The following is a 16,037-nucleotide window of genomic DNA, read 5'->3' on the forward strand; positions in this document are numbered from 1 at the left end:
CTCAGGATATCAGGCGGCGTTCGTTGGGTATCAAGTTACTCTCCACGGCGTTGGACGGCCCTTCATGGACAGGCTCTGGGCTCAACGAGTTCGGGGCACGCCCCAGGGACTATGGCTACTGTCCGAACCATGACCAGCTCGTCGATTGGCGGACGTCTTTCGTCAATCTGGCGGTGCGACTTGCAAATTCAGATGACCAAGACATGAAAACACGTGCAAGACGGGTTTTGGCAAATGAGTTTCGCGGTCTTTGGCATCATGAAGCAATGAGGGAAAAATTGGTCGAAGCGGCACGGGTAATCAATGATCACATGCCATGGGGCGAAGGCTGGAAGGCCGTTCGGTCAATCATCTACTTCGATTACAGAAATCAAAAGGACGAAGCTGAGCCAGAGCCACTCCCACGAAGCCTCGCCGATCTGGATCGTGACCTGGAACCTCATGACCTGATTGCAAAGATCAAAACATACGTTCTGGGCAAAGGTCATGACTGCTGGACACTGGATGATGCGTTCGACGACAGCAGCGATAACAAGTATCGGGATGCCGAAAATCGATTGGCCGCAAAGGCAATAGATTTGGGAGAGAGTTTTGCAACGTCAGACCATAAACTCAATGATTTGGGTTCTGAATTATTTTCTACCGAATGGATGCCCTATCGCAGGGCATTCGGAAAAGGCCTTGCGAAGGGCTCGCACAATTTCCGTGAAAGCTGGAAAGACTTACTGGAACAACTTGCCCGCACAACCGGTTCACACCACGACTTTTCGGTGATTGGCGGCTTTATAGAAGAGGTTGCTGCTCAAGATTATACGCTTTCGAAAGAACTCTTGGATGAATGCGCAGCCCATTCGGAACTGCGGACGGTCCTTGTTGCCCTTCACCCGTCAAATAGCTTTACGGAGGCAGATCTGGATCGATGCATGGCCTTACTCGATAACCAAGAGGTAGGGACTTGGATGTTTGGACCTATTCTTTGGAGGGACAACTACGCACACTTACCGTCCGAACGTTTGCTGGAGCTTGCACAGAAATTGCTATCCAAGGCAAACGGCGATGAAACATTGCTCGAAGCATTGAGTATGAAGCTGCACGGTAAAAACTCCACGGAAGATGTATTAGGATTAGAATTTAGAAAACTTGGACTGAAAGCAGGGTCGTGTCGCGAATGCTGTGGAAATTTCCTGGCGGCCATCTCCGGGCATGTGATCTTTCGGTTTCTCAGGCGGCGAGGTCAAGAGGCATGGGTTCGAGGGGCTGAGACAAGGTTTCCCAGCCATCGACCTTGCGCATCTGGATCTGGCCGGAGGCGAGCAGCGCCCAGAGCAGCATGGGCACGGTCTCTGCGCAGGGCAGCACGGTCTGGGTCTTGATGCGGCGGCGGAATTCCCCGTTCAGGCGCTCGATGGCGTTGGTGGTCCGGGCCGATTTCCATTGTGACGGGTCGAGGCGGGTGAAGGTGAAGAGCCGATCTCCGGCTTCCTCCAGACTGTCAGCGACCGCACGGCACTTTAGCCGCCATTTGCGCAGGAAGGCCTTTCGGCGCGTCTCAATCTCGGCCGCGGTGTCGGCATAGATCATGTCGCGGTAGTCCTCGGTCAACTCGTCGTGGAGGTGCTTCGGGGCATGGGCCAGGAGGTTGCGATGCTTGTGAACCGTGCAGCGCTGGATCGGCAGGTCCTCGCCCCACAGCGCCACGAGGGCGGCCTCCAGTCCCGGGGCGCCGTCGACGATCACGAATTCGGGCCGCTTCAAGCCCCGTGCATCGAGGTCATCGAGGAACTGCCGCCATGCGGCCTTGCTCTCCCCGCCCATATTCCTGATGGAAAGCAGCACCTTCTGACCATCGCGGCGCACCCCGATTGCGGCCAGCACCGAGATGTTCGTGGCTTTCCGGTCCAGCCGGGTCTTGATCACGGTGCCATCGAGGATCAGCCGGACGATATCCTCGTCGGCCAAGTTACGCGCGGACCAGGCGTCCCAGTCGACCTTCACCTTGCGCCAGGCACGGCTGACCACGTCCTTGCTGACGGCACCCTCGAACAGCCCGAACAGCGCTCGCTTGACGCGCCGGGTGTTCGTACCTGCGAGATAGACCGCTGCGATGAGGGCCTCGGCCTTCTTCGTCAGCCGCTGGTATCGGGGCAGCGCTTTCGACCGCCACTCCGTTACCTTGCCTGTCTCATCTGCAACGCGGGCGCGAGGCACGATGACCGTCTCAGTCCCGAAGGTGCCGGTGAGTTGCCGTTCTCGGTGCCCGTGGCGATACCCTTTCGTGACTCCATCGCCCCGGTCATAGCGAAGACGGCCGAGGAAGCTGGCAAGCTCCTCCTCGAACACGGCTTCGATGGTCGCACGGACGTTCGCCCGCAACCGATCCTCGATCGGGTCAAACCCGGCCTCATGGGCCAGTAGCGCAAAGCTCGCAGTGTCGGTAATCTGGTTCATGGCGTGATCTCCCTGGCGGTTGCAGCCGCCGGTTGGGTGGGTGTCAGTTCACCCGGAGATTACGCCGCCCTCGAATTTCCACCAACTCCGAGACACGACCGAAAGCAGCAACCATTTCACTGTTGTCAAAAGACAGCGATCCCGGTGGCAACAAAGACTACCGCATGGAAAAGGTCATCAATGCAGCACTTTGCTTCGATGGCAATGAAACACAAAAGACTGAATGGTTGGATGCCATTTTTTCTGATGTTGACAGACATTACGGCTACAGTAACTCGTTTGAGAAAGCAATCGAGACGACGGCAGGGTTAATGCCTCAGGCATTTCTCAACCGCGTTTTTCAGGGGACAGAAGAACAGCAGAATCGACGCTCTTTTTTCATTCGTCACGGTGGAATTCGGCGTAGCCCGCTTTCAAAAATTGACGTGACCGACTTGATTGCGTGGTGCCAACAACGGAACACACCGGAGATTTGGGGCTTGGTCGCTTCGGGCATCATGCTTTGGGAAAAGGCGGATGCCAACGAAAATGGCTATTTCTTAACGACATCTGCAGTTACGTTTCTTGAGGCCGCACCGGATCCCGAGCCTGTCCTGCACGCATATGCAGATCGTGTAACACCTTCAGGATGGACCGGAAGCCGTGCCGATACGATGCAACCAAGAGCTGATGCCATTGCAGAACTTTCTCTGCATGTGAGGCAAGATATATCTGACGCCGCAAGATCTACATCAAATCGGCTGGCTATGGAAATCGAACGTGAACGGATACGGGACAGACAAAGAGATGAGGATCGCGAACAGCGATTTGAATGATCGCGTTTAACCAACTCGTTGACTAGCCTGTTTGCTCGACGGTGCAACCGTCTACTTCAGGTTTCCCATAGCTTTGATCAGGACAGCCTTTGTTGTCTTGAGGTCCGCCTCATCAGCGCCGTTGACAGCTTTATCCTCCACGATCTGAACGACAGTGCGGGCGTCTGTCAGGATCGCACGCCCCTTCGGCGACAAGGAAATGGTAACCATCCGGCTGTTATTGGGGTCAGTCCTGCGCTCTATCCAGCCATCCCGTTCGGTTCGGCTGAGGGTATTCGTGGTGGTTGAGGTTTCGATGTCCAGACGACGGGCGATCTGAGCAGGGCGCATATCACCTTCACGGCCCAGCAGATCAAGCATTGCGAATTGTGCCGGAGCGAGCCCCAAGGGAGCGAGGGCAGCCGCGATTTCACGGGTTGCAATGCGGGCCGCCGGCAACACGACCCTGGTCAGAAAATCGTGTTCACGAGACATGGTCACCCTCTTTCAGCCCTGAGAGATCGGTATGATTCCTCAATCTTCAAGGAAAGATACGTTATTTCTGGAAAAGTTACTAGCATGCTATTGAAGTGCAAAGCTTTGCCCTCATATTGCTAGCATACTAGCCCATAAGGACAAAGATATGCCCCTGCACAACACCCACCAACTCACCCTGCCGCTCATTCATACCCGCAACCCGATCCAACCCTCTGCTGACCGCACCGATCTTGCCGCCAGTCTCGGCAACAGCTTCATGACCCTCAATCGTTTTCCTAACCTGTCATCTGCTGATGTCTGCCGTCATGCCCCCGAGATTGGCAATGCGGGGGAGGCGTTGGTGTCGTCGTGGGCGGCTCGGCGGGGTTTGCATCCTGTCACTGCGCCTGCGGGAGCGCAGTTTGACCATATCTTCACGGTCGGCCAGCACCTGATCCGGCTGCAGACAAAAACCACCGTCGGCCCTGGCCGTGACGGCAAATACCACTTCCGCATGACCCGTGGAAACTCCGGTGATCCCAACGGCACATGCCGCTACGGTGCGGATGCGTTCGACATTGCAGCTCTTGTCTTTCTTGATCTCGGGGTCGTTTACTTCACCGCTGAACGCAAAGTCAGCCACAAGTTCAGCCCCGATGAGGCCAACCTGATAGCACATGCCGAATTGGAGTGCTTTTATGACTGCCTGCTGACGCTTGGCATCATTTCCCAGTGCCAATTTGAGGAACTGACCGCCGACGACCTCCCCGCCTGCGGCTGACGCCACCCCCCACAATTTCCCAACCTCCCTACCGCCGATCCAGCTTGCTGGATCGGGCAGCCCCCACTTTGTTTTGGAGACACCAATGCCCAAACCCAAAAATGCCACGCAAGATACTGATCGGGAATGGAAAGCCTTCGCCGCCGATCTCCTGAACGGGTTGCTGGAAAATGGCTGTGCCAGTTGGTCACATCGCACCGTCCGCGATGTGACCACTCGCAAATCAACCAAGCCGAAACCAAAGAAAAAGCTGACGGGCTGGGACCATTCAGGGTTTGCGAATGACGATATCGACAGCATGCTTGACGAGTTGGAAGCGGAAGGTTTCGGGCCCGTCCTGCCGCCTTGTCCGGAGCAAGAGATTTTCGGCTCTGACCCGCGGTTGCCGCGTGCGACGACTGCCATGGCCGCCGTTCAGATCGCAAAACGGTTTGGCAATGCAGATGGCTTGCGCACTGCGTTGTGCGGTAGCCTGTCCGTGACGCATATCGCGGCGGGTGCTCCAGAACAAGTCGGCATCATCTGCAAGATGCTGTCATCGATGTTTGAACCCGAGGGACCTTGCTATGTACATGATAAGCCGAAGATTTTCCCCGTCAAAGATGTGATGGCGTCTCAAGCAAAGCCCCGTGGAGCCATCCTGGCCGAATTCAGTGAGGAATTTCAGACTTGTCTGATCGAGAACCGGAAGATCATTCTGGTATCGGCGACACGTCAAGAAGTTCCAGGGGCCCTTGCACCTATTTTGACGCAAAGGCTTGCCCTGCCGTTTGTCGACGGGGACATGCTGAGTGCGATTTTCCAGCAACTTTTCCCTGCGGCAAAGCCCGTCACCATCCTTGACTCCGATCCCGCCGTCGCAAATGCAACGGCTGAGGCGCTGACGCTCTGCGCTCGTGCCAATGGCCCCGCAGCGGCACTGACGAAGCTGCGGCAGGACAAGGTGCAGATGGTTCATGATGGACCCAGTCTTGCCGATTTTCCCTTGCCCGTCGCGGTGCGGGAGCCGCTTGACCAGCTGATCGCGGATCTGAGCGACTGGCGGTCAGGAAAAATCGGCTGGCAAGATGTGCAGCGTGGTATCCTTCTTTACGGCCCCCCCGGATGCGGCAAAACTGAAATCCCCCGGCTGATCGCAAAATCGGTCAATATTCCGGTGTTCGCCGGGTCTATGGCAACGTGGCAGTCTGAAACCGCCCGTGCCTCTGACATCTGCCGTGAAATGCGACTGTTTTTCAATAAAGCAAAGGCGGCTGCGCCGGCGGTTCTGTTCATCGATGAACTCGACAGTTTTGGTGACCGTGCAAGACCGCAGGATCAAAACAGCAGTTGGACAGATATGGTCATCGGCGGCCTGCTCGAATGTCTCGACGGGTTCAATGGGCTGGAAGGCGTGGTCGTTATCGCGGCAACAAATCACCTGTACAAGATCGACACAGCTTTGCGCCGCCCGGGCCGGTTCGACCGGTTGGTCTCGATTGATCACCCCACTCCGGATCTGATGCCGCAAGCATTCCGATGGCATTTGCACATGGATCTTGAGGGGGTCGATCTGGGTGAGGCAGCGCTGGCCGCAACGGGCATGACCGGCGCCGAGGTTGCCGCAACTGTCCGCGATGCCCGTGCGATCGCACGGCGGCACAAGCGAGCATTGGTGGTTGATGATCTGCTGACGGCAATCCGAAACCGACGCCCATGCATCGACAAATCACTGCATTGGCAGATTGCCGTTCATGAATGTGGACATGCGATTGCCGGGTACATGACTGGCCGGGCTATTCCGCATTTGCTGACGATCCATGGGAATGGTGGTGCCGCCGCAATGTCGCGGGTCCCAAGTGCCCTTCGACGGTCTGATTACGAAAAGGATCTTGTCTTGCTGATCGGGGGGCGGGCGGCCGAAAAACTGGTCTTTGATGCCCCGTCCGGCGGCGCAGGTGGCGACGCCGAATCTGACCTTGCGCAGGCAACCAAGATCGCCACTGCGATTGAGTCGAGCTATGGCCTCGGCGACAGTGGTCTGGTCTGGGATGGATCACCGGAACAGGCATTCGAGAAGATGCGCTTTGATCGCAACTTGCGGGACCGTGTGCAGAAGCATCTGGAAGCAGCAGAAAAAACTGCGATGACGATCTTGCAGATCCATCACAAACTGCTCCTGGAAATGGCCCAGAGCCTGCTTGAAACGGGGGTGCTGACAGGTGAAGTCCTTCAGTCCTATCTGGACCGTTTGGCTGTCACACCCCCTGCACCAGATCCTGATGCCAAAGCAGACGACGCCCGAGATCAGGGCAGAATGGTCGTAGACCAAGAAAAACTCGAACCGAGTTGAAGAAGTTAAAAGAGATCCCGCGCCGACGAAGGCGCGGGGCGTTCCCGCCCGAAAACAGCGGCCATGGGAACGCAAATACAAGGCTGGCTAAAAAACGAGTGATTGCCCTTGAAAATTATGAACGAGCCATCCAAAATATATGCGAAAAATTTTGGCCTAAATCGGCAACATGTTTTTCTTATTAATCAGTTATTTGCCCAATCAGCCGTTAGTTCACCAATCCCAGCCCCCCCTGAAATATGCGAATAAGTTTAACCCAAGCAATTGATTTATATAGGTTATCCACAATCGCATGTGGGCCGAAGGCTTTCTTTGAAACAAGATTGACCTTAAATAGAAACAAGAAACCAAAAAGGGCCAATACATGAAAACGCTGTATCTCTTGCTTGCCAGGTATGACGGGAAGCCTTTTATTCCGATTGACAATGTTCTGGAAGATTTTTTCTGCGGTATGTCAAAGAAGGTGTTCCTGCATAAAATTGACAGCGGGGAAATCCGACTGCCAATGTGCCGTTTGCATCCCGGGCAGAAAGCGATCAAAGGTGTGAGTGTGCAAGACTTGGCGGACTACCTTGACGCCTGTTCTGCGGCTGCACGCAAAGAGCTGCAAAAAAAGCGGACGATCCGCCCGGATTATTCTCATGTGGAACCCGATCATCTTCCCGATGGCCCGTTTTGACGCAGGCGGCGGTATCAATGTTCTGCTGGCCCTTTCGGGCCTGACAAATCCGCCAGCCGTTGCGGCAGGTTCGACCGACTGTGCAGAAAGTCGATGACAATCACTTGCCGCTCATCCTCGATGAACACCACGAAATGCTGGCCCGCCCTTGCGAAGCGAAGGTCTTCGGGAAGGTTAGGGTCAATGATCCGCCGGCAATCCTGCGTCTGAGCTTTGCCCGCTGCGATGGCATTGCAGATATCGATCAGATCTTGCGCATAGGCATCCGCTTGCCGTGGCCCAAAGGTTTCAAAGGTCCATCTGGCGATCTCGCTCAGCGAGGCCTCTGCCGCCCGTGTCAGGCGCCATGATTTGGGCATTACCGGGCCTGGCGCACAGCGTCAAAGACACGGCGCATGGCATCCTCGCCGCTACCCTGTGCCAGATCACCCTTACGGGCCTGCTCCAGACCAACGGTCAGGCGAGAACGCAGCGCCTCCAACTCACTTTCCTCACGCTCCAACAGCCGCAGACCGGCCCGCAGCGCCTCGGACGCGTTCTGGAACCGCCCCGCCGCGATCAGACGGTCAACCAGCTCGGACTGGGTATCAGTTAGAACGACATTTCTCGTGGCCATGATTTGCCCCCCGCAAAGTTATTGGCAATATATGCCAATGCCGGACATTTGTCCATATACAGCGTGGATCACCCCGCCCCCAGCAGGTGCCGGAAGAGGGGGGGCGCCGACGGCCGTTTTCATACCCTGCACCACAATATTTCAGAAGTTTTTCCGCCCATGACTGGACCCATCGGTACACCATGCGTACACCATGGCATGGCGTACCGTCATTTATTCAATATATTCAATACTCATCGTGGTGTACCTGTCCCATCCATCATCGGGGCACAGGACAATCTGGCGTTCTGAGTTATCTGCATTTCTCAATCTTCAAACTGGTGGCGTCGGTGCCAGAACAAAAGGTCGGGCCGCGACACGCCCCTGCCCCGCACCTACCCTCCTTTGGCCCCGCACGGCAACAAGCGGGGCAAGCCGGGGCTGGCGATTTCCCATCGTGCCAGAATTGACCGCGACATCCCCCGTCACATAGTCGATTGGCGCGGCCTAGGCAAACCGCCGCGTTGCAAACTGTGCGGGTGCCGCTGTCCGCGGCCGTGGGGTAAGAAAGCATAAAGCAAGGCTTGACGAGCAACTAACATAGGTGGCCCCCTTGCGCATGGTAGGCACTGAACGCGCCGATGGCTGACTGATTATCCGCAACATTCTGATAACACGCAGCTATCCGCGTGGTTCCGGCAACAGCCGCCGCCTTGCGGGGTTTTTGGGTATCTTTGCCAGCGCACAACTATCCACAGCTAATTCATCGCCATGCCAGAAAAGTCTTTACAGAAACTTGCTTTCCAGACACCATATCTAGTAAGCGTTCGCAGAAGCGCCCGAACAAGTAGCGTTTTATACAGTGCCTTGTGGACCACATACTGGCACGCGCAAATTTAGAGGCGGACATGTCGGCAGCCGAACTATACCTGTCAAACGACGACATCCACCCGATCGACATGGTCGAAACCTTGGCTACCCATCATGACTGGGATTTCGACCGCTTGGCCGATGACCAGATCGTTATGGTGATCGACGGGCAATGGCGCCGCTACAGCCTGTCTTTGGCGCTGGCCCCCGGCGGCGATGTGTTGCGCCTGATCTGCACCTTCGAGATGGACCCACCAGAGGCGGCCATGCCCGCGCTGTATGAAACCCTGAGCCGCGCCAATGACATGGTGTGGTCCGGGTCGTTCAGCTTTTGGGAAGAGCAGCGCCTGATGGTCTGGCGCTATGGTTTGCTGATGTCGGATGAGCAGCCTGCCGGGATCGACCAGATCGACCGGATGCTGCATAGCGCGCTTACCGCTGCCGAACGGTTCTATCCCGCCTTTCAACTGGTCGCTTGGGCCGGGCACAGCCCGAAGGCGGCGCTGGACCTTGCCTTGGCCGATGCGGTTGGGCGTGCTTAAGGCACAGGGCACATCCAGCACCCCGCGCAGGGCCAAGACCCCTTGAACCTTGTTTTGGCCGGGCGCATGATGCGGGCCAAGGCAACTGGGGTATTCAAATGCAGGACATCGACGCGCGCGGCCTTGTGCTGCTGGGCTGCGGGAAAATGGGATCCGCCATGCTGGCCGGGTGGCTGGCGCGCGGTGTGCAGCCCACGACGGTGCATGTTGTGGACCCAAACCCCTCTGACTGGCTGCGCGGCACCGGCGTGCAGATCAATGCGGGCCTGCCCCCGGCCCCGGCGGTTGCGGTGCTGGCGGTCAAACCACAGATGATGGGCGCGGCCCTGCCGCGGCTGGCGGCCTTGGGCGATGGTGACACGCTGTTTTTGTCCATCGCTGCGGGCACGACCTTGGCCAGTCTTGCCCATGCCTTGGGCACCCAAAGCCCCATCATTCGCGCCATGCCCAACACCCCCGCCGCCGTGGGCGCCGGGATTACCGCGATGATCGGCAATGCGCAGGTCAGCGCCGACCATCTGGAACAGGCGGAACAGCTGCTATCCGCCATCGGCGCGGTGGTCACGCTGGAAGACGAATCGCAGATGGATGCTGTCACCGGCCTGTCCGGCTCTGGCCCCGCCTATGTGTTCCATATGATCGAAGCCATGGCGCAAGCGGGCATGTCGCAGGGGTTGGCCCCCGATCTGGCCATGCAACTTGCCCGCGCCACCGTGATCGGGGCGGCCAAATTGGCCGATGACAGCCCGGATAGCGCCGCCACGCTGCGCCAGAATGTCACCAGCCCCAATGGCACCACCGCCGCAGCCCTTGCGGTGCTGATGGATGAGGCGACCGGCCTGCCCCCGCTGATGGCCCGCGCGATCAAGGCCGCCGCCCACCGCTCGCGCGAGTTGGCGCAATGACGATCAGTTTCGACGATTTTCAAAAGGTCGATATCCGCGTGGGCCGCGTGACCCGCGCCGAAGCCTTCCCAGAAGCGCGCAAGCCCGCGATCAAGCTTTGGATCGATTTCGGCGCAGAACTTGGCGAAAAGAAATCCTCGGCACAGATTACCGGGCTTTACGATGCCGCCGCACTGGTCGGGCGGCAGGTGATGGCGGTGGTCAATTTTCCGCCCCGCCAGATCGGGCCATTCATGTCAGAAGTTCTGGTGCTGGGCACGGCGGATGATGCGGGCCATATCTCGCTTGTTGCGCCGGACCACCCCGTGCCGCTGGGCGCAAGATTGCATTAAGGGAACACCATGGCCGAGCTTTACATTACCCGCCCGCTGCCCGACCGTGTTGTCGCCCGCGCGCGTGAGCGGTTCAATGTGACCCTGCGTGAGCAGACAACACCGCTGAAAAAGGGCGAGATGCGCGCGGCGCTGGTGCTTTATGACGTGGTGCTGCCCACCTTGGGTGACATGTTCACCGCCGAGGTGTTCGAGGGTATGCAGAGCGCGCGCTGCAAGCTACTGGCCAATTTCGGTGTGGGTTACAACCATATCGACGTGGCCGCCGCGCGGGATATCGGCATTGCCGTTACCAACACGCCCGGTGCCGTGACAGAGGCCACCGCCGATATTGCGCTGATGCTGATGCTGATGACCGCGCGCCGCGCAGGCGAAGGCGAACGCATGTTGCGCGCAGGTAAATGGGCCGGGTGGCACCCCACGCAAATGCTGGGCCTGCATCTGGGCGGCAAGACCTGCGGCATTGTCGGCATGGGCCGCATCGGTCAGGCGATTGCCCGGCGCGCGCATTTCGGGCTGGGCATGAACGTGATTTATCACAACCGTTCCGCCAAAGAGTGTGACATGCCCGCGCGGCAGGTGGGTGATCTGGCCGAATTGATGGGCGCGGCGGATATAGTCGTGCTGGCGGTTCCGGGCGGCGCGGACACAAGGCACCTGATCGGGGCAGAGGCATTGGCCGCCATGCAGCCCCACGCGCATTTGGTCAATATCGCGCGCGGCGATGTGGTGGATGAGGCAGCCCTGATTGCCGCGTTGCAAGCGGGCCAGATTGCCGGTGCCGGGCTGGATGTGTATGAACACGAACCCAATGTGCCCAACGCACTGCGCAGCATGGAAAACGTGGTGCTGCTGCCGCATCTGGGCACGGCTGCGCTGGATGTGCGCGAAGGAATGGGAATGATGGCCGTCGAAAACGCCATCGCCCATCTGGACGGACAGCCCCTTTTGAACCCGGTCTGAGATGGTGGCGCAGGCCGAGATTGCCGTCATTGGCGCTGGCGTCGTGGGCTTGGCCTGCGCGCTGCGTTTGCACCAAGCGGGGCATGAGGTGATCTTGATTGCCCCAGAGGATGAAGAAATCGGCGCAAGCTACGGAAATGCAGGGGTTATTGCCGATTATGCCGTCATGCCAGTGGGCACGCCCGACGTGCTGCGCGACCTGCCGCGTTTGCTGTTCGACCGCGACAGCCCCCTAGCCATGCGCCACGCAGCGATTGTAACGCTCGCACCGTGGCTTTTGCGCTTTGCGCGCGAGTGCCTGCCCCGACGGGCGCAGGCCAATGCGCAGGCGATTGCCGCGCTTCTGGCACCCTCGGCGCAGATGTGGCGCGACCTGGCGGGGGAAATCGGCGCGCGCGAGCAGTTGAAAGCGCATGGCTCGCTGTACCTGTATGAAACGCCGAAACAAGCCGTGCAACTGGCCAGCTACCGCGATCTGGGCGTTGCGGTCGAGGGGCTGACGGGCGCTGAACTGGGCCAGTTGGAACCCAGCTTGCGCGGCCATGCCGGCGGCGCGTTCTTTCCCAACACGCTGACGGTGAATGACCCGGCAACGCTGTTGCGCGCCTTGCGCGCGGCGGTGGCGGATATTCCACGCATTCCGACGACCGTTCAGAGGTTGGAGCGTGGCCCAACCGGTCTGCGCGTAACCGGCCCCGACCTTGATCTGCGCGCGCGACGCGTGGTGCTGGCCGCTGGCGCATGGTCAAAGCGGCTGGCCGCACAGGCGGGCGATCGCGTGCCCTTGGACACCGAACGCGGCTACCATCTGGAATATGACATGCCCGAAAACCCGCTGACCCGGCAGACCAGCCCGGTCGCGCGCGGCTTTTATTTTTGCCCCATGCAGGGCCGGCTGCGGGTGGCGGGCACGGTGGAACTGGGGGGGCTAAGCGCGCCGCCTGCGCCGCACCGTTGGGACATGCTGGAACGTGGCGCGCGCGCCATCCTGCCCGAGTTGGGCGCACCAAGCCGCCGCTGGATGGGGTTTCGCCCTTCGATACCGGATTCGCGCCCGGTCATCGGGCCGTCCCGGCTGGGGGCGGATGTGATCCATGCCTACGGCCATGGCCATTTGGGGCTGACACTGGCACCGGTCACTGCACAGATCGTGACCGATATGGTGGCAGGCCGCGCGCCCATGCTGGACCCTGCCCCCTACCGGGTGGACCGGTTCTGACGTAGCGCCCGGCCCACACTGGTCGCCAAGAACAGCCCTGCCGCCACCACCACAATGGACGGCCCCGAGGGCGTGTCTTGCACCAGCGACAGTTGCAACCCACCCCAGACCGACAGCCCGCCAAGCGCGACCGCGCCCAGTGCCATGCTCTCTGGCCCGCGCGCCACGTTGCGCGCCGCGGCCGCCGGGATAATCAGCATCGCCGCAATCAAGAGCGCGCCCACAATTTTCAGCGACACCGCCACCACAATGGCCAGCGCCACGGTCAGCACCAACCGTTCGCGCGCGGGGTTCAGGCCCGCGGCATGGGCCAGATCCTCTGACAAGGTGGCGGTCAGCAATGGCCGCCAGCGCCATGCCAGCAAGGCCAGCACCGCCACGGCACCAAGCGCGATCACAGCCAGATCCATGCGCGAGACGGCCAGAATATCGCCGAACAGGTAGCTTGACAGGTCCACCCGCACGCCGGGCAGATAAGACACCGCGACCAAACCACAGGCCAGCGCCGAATGTGCCAGCACGCCCAGCGTGGTATCCATCGCCCAGCCGCGCCCAGCCAGCGCGGCCACCGTCATTGCCATCGCCAAAGCCACCAGAATAATGCCTAAATACAGGTTCAACGCAAAGCCAAGCGCCAGCGCCACGCCCAGAATAGCCGCATGTGCCGTCGCATCGCCAAAATAGGCCATGCGCCGCCAGACCACGAAACAGCCCAAAGGGCCCGCCGCCAACGCGACCATCAGCCCCGCAAGCAGCGCGCGCAGCAAGAAATCATCCAGCATGGGCGTGGTCCTTATGATCGTGATCGTGGTCATGGTCATGGTCGTGGTCATGCACATGCTGGTAAAGCGCCAAGGCCCCTTGCGTGCCCAGCCCGAACAGCGCCCGATATTCGGGGGCCGCGCGCACCACATGCGGCGCACCGGCGCAGCAAATATGCCCGTTCAGGCAGATCACGCGGTCTGATGCGCTCATCACGACATGCAGATCATGGCTGACCGACAGCACCGCACAGCCCAATTCGCGGCGGACATCTTCGATCAGCCGGTAGAAGGCCGCTGTGCCGGGCTGGTCCAGCCCTGCCGTGGCCTCGTCCAGAATCAGAATGTCGGGGCGCGACAACAGCGCGCGGGCCAGCAGCACACGCTGGAACTGCCCGCCCGAGAGTGTGGTCATATCCTGCCCGGCAATATCGGGCACGCCCACGCGCGCCAGCACCTCGGCCATGCGCGCCTTGCTTTGGCGGTCGGGCAAGGACAGAAAGCGCGCTACCGGCATGGGCATGGTCGGGTCGATATGCAGCTTTTGCGGCACATAGCCAATGCGCAGCCCCGGCTGCCGGGTTACACGGCCGGTGGATGGCGCAACCACACCCAAAAGCGCGCGCAACAACGTGCTTTTGCCCGACCCGTTGGGGCCGACGATGGTCACAATCTCCCCCGGCGCAATGCTTAGGTCAACATTGTGCAGCACCTCGCGCCCGCCAAGGCGCACGGCAAGCTGTTCGGTGGAAATCAGGCTCATGCGCGCGCCCCTTGGCAGGTGCGGCATTGGCCTACCGCTTCGATGGTCGCGCGCTCCATGGCGAACCCGGCGGCCTGGGCCGCGTCCGACAGCGCAGCGGTCACGGCACTGGCCGGCGCTTCGGTCACACTGTCGCAGGCGGTGCAGATCAGGAAGGCCGCCGCGTGGTCATGCGCGGGTTGCGCGCAGGCAGTAAAAGCATTCAAGCGGCGAATGCGGTGGGCAAAGCCATGCTCGACCAGCCAGTTCAGCGCGCGATAGGCGACGGGGGGCTGGGTGCCATAGCCCTCGGCAGCCAGTTTTTCCAGCACATCATAGGCCCCCATCGCCCCATGGGCGGCGATCAACATCTCTAGCGTGCGCAGGCGCACCGGGGTCAGGCGCAGCCCCATGCGCGCGGCGCGGGCCTCTGCTTGCGACAGGATGCTTGCCGCCCCTTGCGGGCCGCTATGGTCCGGGCAGCAAAAGGCGCTGTGTGTGGTGTCGCTCATCATATGGGCCTTGACTGTTATGTTATTACGTTAGATAGGGTCTGTAACTATGTAACACAAGGAGACAGAGATGCGCTACTCCATCGCTTTGGCCGCTGCAATGCTCGCCAGCCCGCTTGCGGCCCATGATATCCGCGTTGTGACCGATATTCCGGTGGCGCATTCGCTGGCCGCTATGGTGCTGGGCGACCATGGAACAGTTGACCTGATGCTGGAGCGCGGCGCGAATGCCCATTCCTACCAGTTGCGCCCATCGCAGGCGCAGGCCTTGGCGCAAGCCGATATCGTGGTCTGGATGGGCGAACGCATGACGCCCTGGATGGGCCGCGCGATCAGCGGATTGAGCGGCGACACCCATGCCATGGCGCTGTTGCAGGTCGAGAGCGCGCTTTTGCGCGAGTTCGGACAGGCAAAGGACGCGCATGACGGGCATGAGCATGACCATTCACATGACGACCATTCACATGACGACCACGCGCATGAGGGCCACGGCCACGATCATGACCACGCGCATGACCACGGCCATAGCCATGACGACGATCACGCCGGGCACGCGCATTCCGGCCTTGACCCGCATGCTTGGCTGGACACCCGCAATGCCGCCATCTGGGTGGATGCCATCGCCGCTGAACTCAGCGAACACATGCCCGACCATGCTGCCGAATTCGCCGCCAATGCAGAGGCCGCAAAGGCCCAGATCACGGCCCTGACCGCCGAGATCGACACAATCCTCGCCCCCGCGCGCGACATGGCCTTTGTCACCTTTCACGATGCCTATGGCTATCTGGTCAACCAGTTCGACCTGACGCAAGCGGGCGCGATTGCGCTGGGCGACGCGGCCAGCCCCGGTGCGCAGCGCTTGGCAGAACTGCGCGCCGATATGCAGGCCGATGCGGCTGTCTGCATCTTCCCCGAAGCGGCGCATGACCCTGCCTTGGTCACGACCATGATCGAAGGTACCGGCGTGCGGCTTGGCGCCACGCTTGACCCCGCGGGCAGCCTTCTGGACCCCGGCGCAGATCTGTATGGCACGCTGATGCGCAACATCGCGCAGGCTATTGCCGACTGCGCGCAGGGCTAGACGA

17 protein-coding genes are annotated in these 16,037 nt (G+C 60.0%); 10 read left to right on the forward strand and 7 right to left on the reverse strand.

The genetic code is table 11. From position 1 onward, the window contains the following. Positions 1-1,221: 1,221 nt before the first annotated feature. Positions 1,222-2,448 carry an IS256 family transposase gene (locus tag AWT76_RS08720; protein WP_072245038.1) on the reverse strand — a complete coding sequence of 409 codons (1,227 nt, stop codon included), beginning with the start codon at positions 2,446-2,448 and terminating at the stop codon, positions 1,222-1,224. Between the two features lie 164 nt (positions 2,449-2,612). Between AWT76_RS08720 and AWT76_RS16725 the strand changes: the two genes are divergently transcribed. Beyond that, positions 2,613-3,263 carry a hypothetical protein gene (locus AWT76_RS16725; RefSeq protein WP_141655917.1) on the forward strand — a complete coding sequence of 217 codons (651 nt, stop codon included), beginning with the start codon at positions 2,613-2,615 and terminating at the stop codon, positions 3,261-3,263. Positions 3,264-3,314: 51 nt separating this feature from the next. Here the strand turns inward: AWT76_RS16725 and AWT76_RS08725 are convergent, their stop codons facing one another. Further along, a complete protein-coding gene (locus AWT76_RS08725) occupies positions 3,315-3,737 on the reverse strand; it encodes a MarR family winged helix-turn-helix transcriptional regulator (protein ID WP_072246002.1) in 423 nt (140 codons plus the stop codon). A 148-nt stretch (positions 3,738-3,885) separates the two neighbouring features. Here AWT76_RS08725 and AWT76_RS08730 point away from each other — a divergent pair, with 148 nt between their 5' ends. The 3 genes from AWT76_RS08730 (at position 3,886) to AWT76_RS08740 (ending at position 7,511) form a co-directional block, all read left to right on the forward strand. After that, complete coding sequence (locus AWT76_RS08730) at positions 3,886-4,500, forward strand: hypothetical protein (protein WP_072246003.1); 615 nt, start codon at positions 3,886-3,888, stop codon at positions 4,498-4,500. Between the two features lie 85 nt (positions 4,501-4,585). Beyond that, a complete protein-coding gene (locus AWT76_RS08735) occupies positions 4,586-6,832 on the forward strand; it encodes an AAA family ATPase (RefSeq protein ID WP_072246004.1) in 2,247 nt (748 codons plus the stop codon). Positions 6,833-7,196: 364 nt separating this feature from the next. Continuing rightward, positions 7,197-7,511: a pyocin activator PrtN family protein gene (locus tag AWT76_RS08740; RefSeq protein WP_072246005.1), complete on the forward strand. Its 315-nt coding sequence runs from the start codon at positions 7,197-7,199 to the stop codon at positions 7,509-7,511. Between the two features lie 14 nt (positions 7,512-7,525). Here the strand turns inward: AWT76_RS08740 and AWT76_RS08745 are convergent, their stop codons facing one another. Next, entirely contained in the window at positions 7,526-7,870 is a 345-nt protein-coding gene (locus AWT76_RS08745) for a type II toxin-antitoxin system RelE/ParE family toxin (protein ID WP_072246006.1), read from the reverse strand. Next, positions 7,870-8,127, reverse strand: a complete 258-nt coding sequence (locus AWT76_RS08750; RefSeq protein WP_072246007.1) for a type II toxin-antitoxin system ParD family antitoxin — start codon at positions 8,125-8,127, stop codon at positions 7,870-7,872. The genes AWT76_RS08745 and AWT76_RS08750 overlap by 1 nt, the downstream gene beginning before the upstream one ends. Before the next feature lie 887 nt (positions 8,128-9,014). Between AWT76_RS08750 and AWT76_RS08755 the strand changes: the two genes are divergently transcribed. From AWT76_RS08755 to AWT76_RS08775, 5 genes are all read left to right on the forward strand, one after another. Next, positions 9,015-9,518, forward strand: a complete 504-nt coding sequence (locus AWT76_RS08755; protein ID WP_072246008.1) for a type III secretion system chaperone family protein — start codon at positions 9,015-9,017, stop codon at positions 9,516-9,518. Positions 9,519-9,616: 98 nt separating this feature from the next. After that, complete coding sequence (gene proC, locus AWT76_RS08760) at positions 9,617-10,423, forward strand: pyrroline-5-carboxylate reductase (protein ID WP_407071407.1); 807 nt, start codon at positions 9,617-9,619, stop codon at positions 10,421-10,423. After that, the gene (locus AWT76_RS08765) at positions 10,420-10,755 is read left to right on the forward strand and encodes a tRNA-binding protein (protein ID WP_072246009.1); all 336 of its coding nucleotides are present in this window, start codon (positions 10,420-10,422) and stop codon (positions 10,753-10,755) included. Before proC ends, AWT76_RS08765 begins: the two co-directional genes overlap by 4 nt. Before the next feature lie 9 nt (positions 10,756-10,764). Beyond that, entirely contained in the window at positions 10,765-11,718 is a 954-nt protein-coding gene (locus AWT76_RS08770; protein ID WP_072246010.1) for a 2-hydroxyacid dehydrogenase, read from the forward strand. 1 nt (position 11,719) lies between these two features. Next, positions 11,720-12,937: an NAD(P)/FAD-dependent oxidoreductase gene (locus AWT76_RS08775; protein WP_072246011.1), complete on the forward strand. Its 1,218-nt coding sequence runs from the start codon at positions 11,720-11,722 to the stop codon at positions 12,935-12,937. On the opposite strand, the gene AWT76_RS08780 is transcribed toward AWT76_RS08775, so the two are convergent. From AWT76_RS08780 to AWT76_RS08790, 3 genes are read right to left on the reverse strand one after another with little or no spacing between them, the layout of a single operon-like run. Then, positions 12,916-13,719 (reverse strand): metal ABC transporter permease, encoded by an 804-nt coding sequence (locus AWT76_RS08780; protein WP_072246012.1) that lies wholly within the window; start codon positions 13,717-13,719, stop codon positions 12,916-12,918. The two genes, AWT76_RS08775 and AWT76_RS08780, sit on opposite strands and share 22 nt — an antisense overlap. Next, entirely contained in the window at positions 13,709-14,461 is a 753-nt protein-coding gene (locus tag AWT76_RS08785) for an ATP-binding cassette domain-containing protein (RefSeq protein WP_072246013.1), read from the reverse strand. The genes AWT76_RS08780 and AWT76_RS08785 overlap by 11 nt, the downstream gene beginning before the upstream one ends. Further along, complete coding sequence (locus AWT76_RS08790) at positions 14,458-14,955, reverse strand: Fur family transcriptional regulator (protein ID WP_072246014.1); 498 nt, start codon at positions 14,953-14,955, stop codon at positions 14,458-14,460. The genes AWT76_RS08785 and AWT76_RS08790 overlap by 4 nt, the downstream gene beginning before the upstream one ends. A gap of 67 nt (positions 14,956-15,022) precedes the next feature. Here AWT76_RS08790 and AWT76_RS08795 point away from each other — a divergent pair, with 67 nt between their 5' ends. Beyond that, entirely contained in the window at positions 15,023-16,033 is a 1,011-nt protein-coding gene (locus AWT76_RS08795; RefSeq protein WP_072246015.1) for a zinc ABC transporter substrate-binding protein, read from the forward strand. The last annotated feature ends 4 nt before the right edge of the window (positions 16,034-16,037 follow it).

It is taken from the genome of Roseibaca calidilacus (genome assembly GCF_001517585.1).
GTDB lineage: Bacteria > Pseudomonadota > Alphaproteobacteria > Rhodobacterales > Rhodobacteraceae > Roseinatronobacter > Roseinatronobacter calidilacus.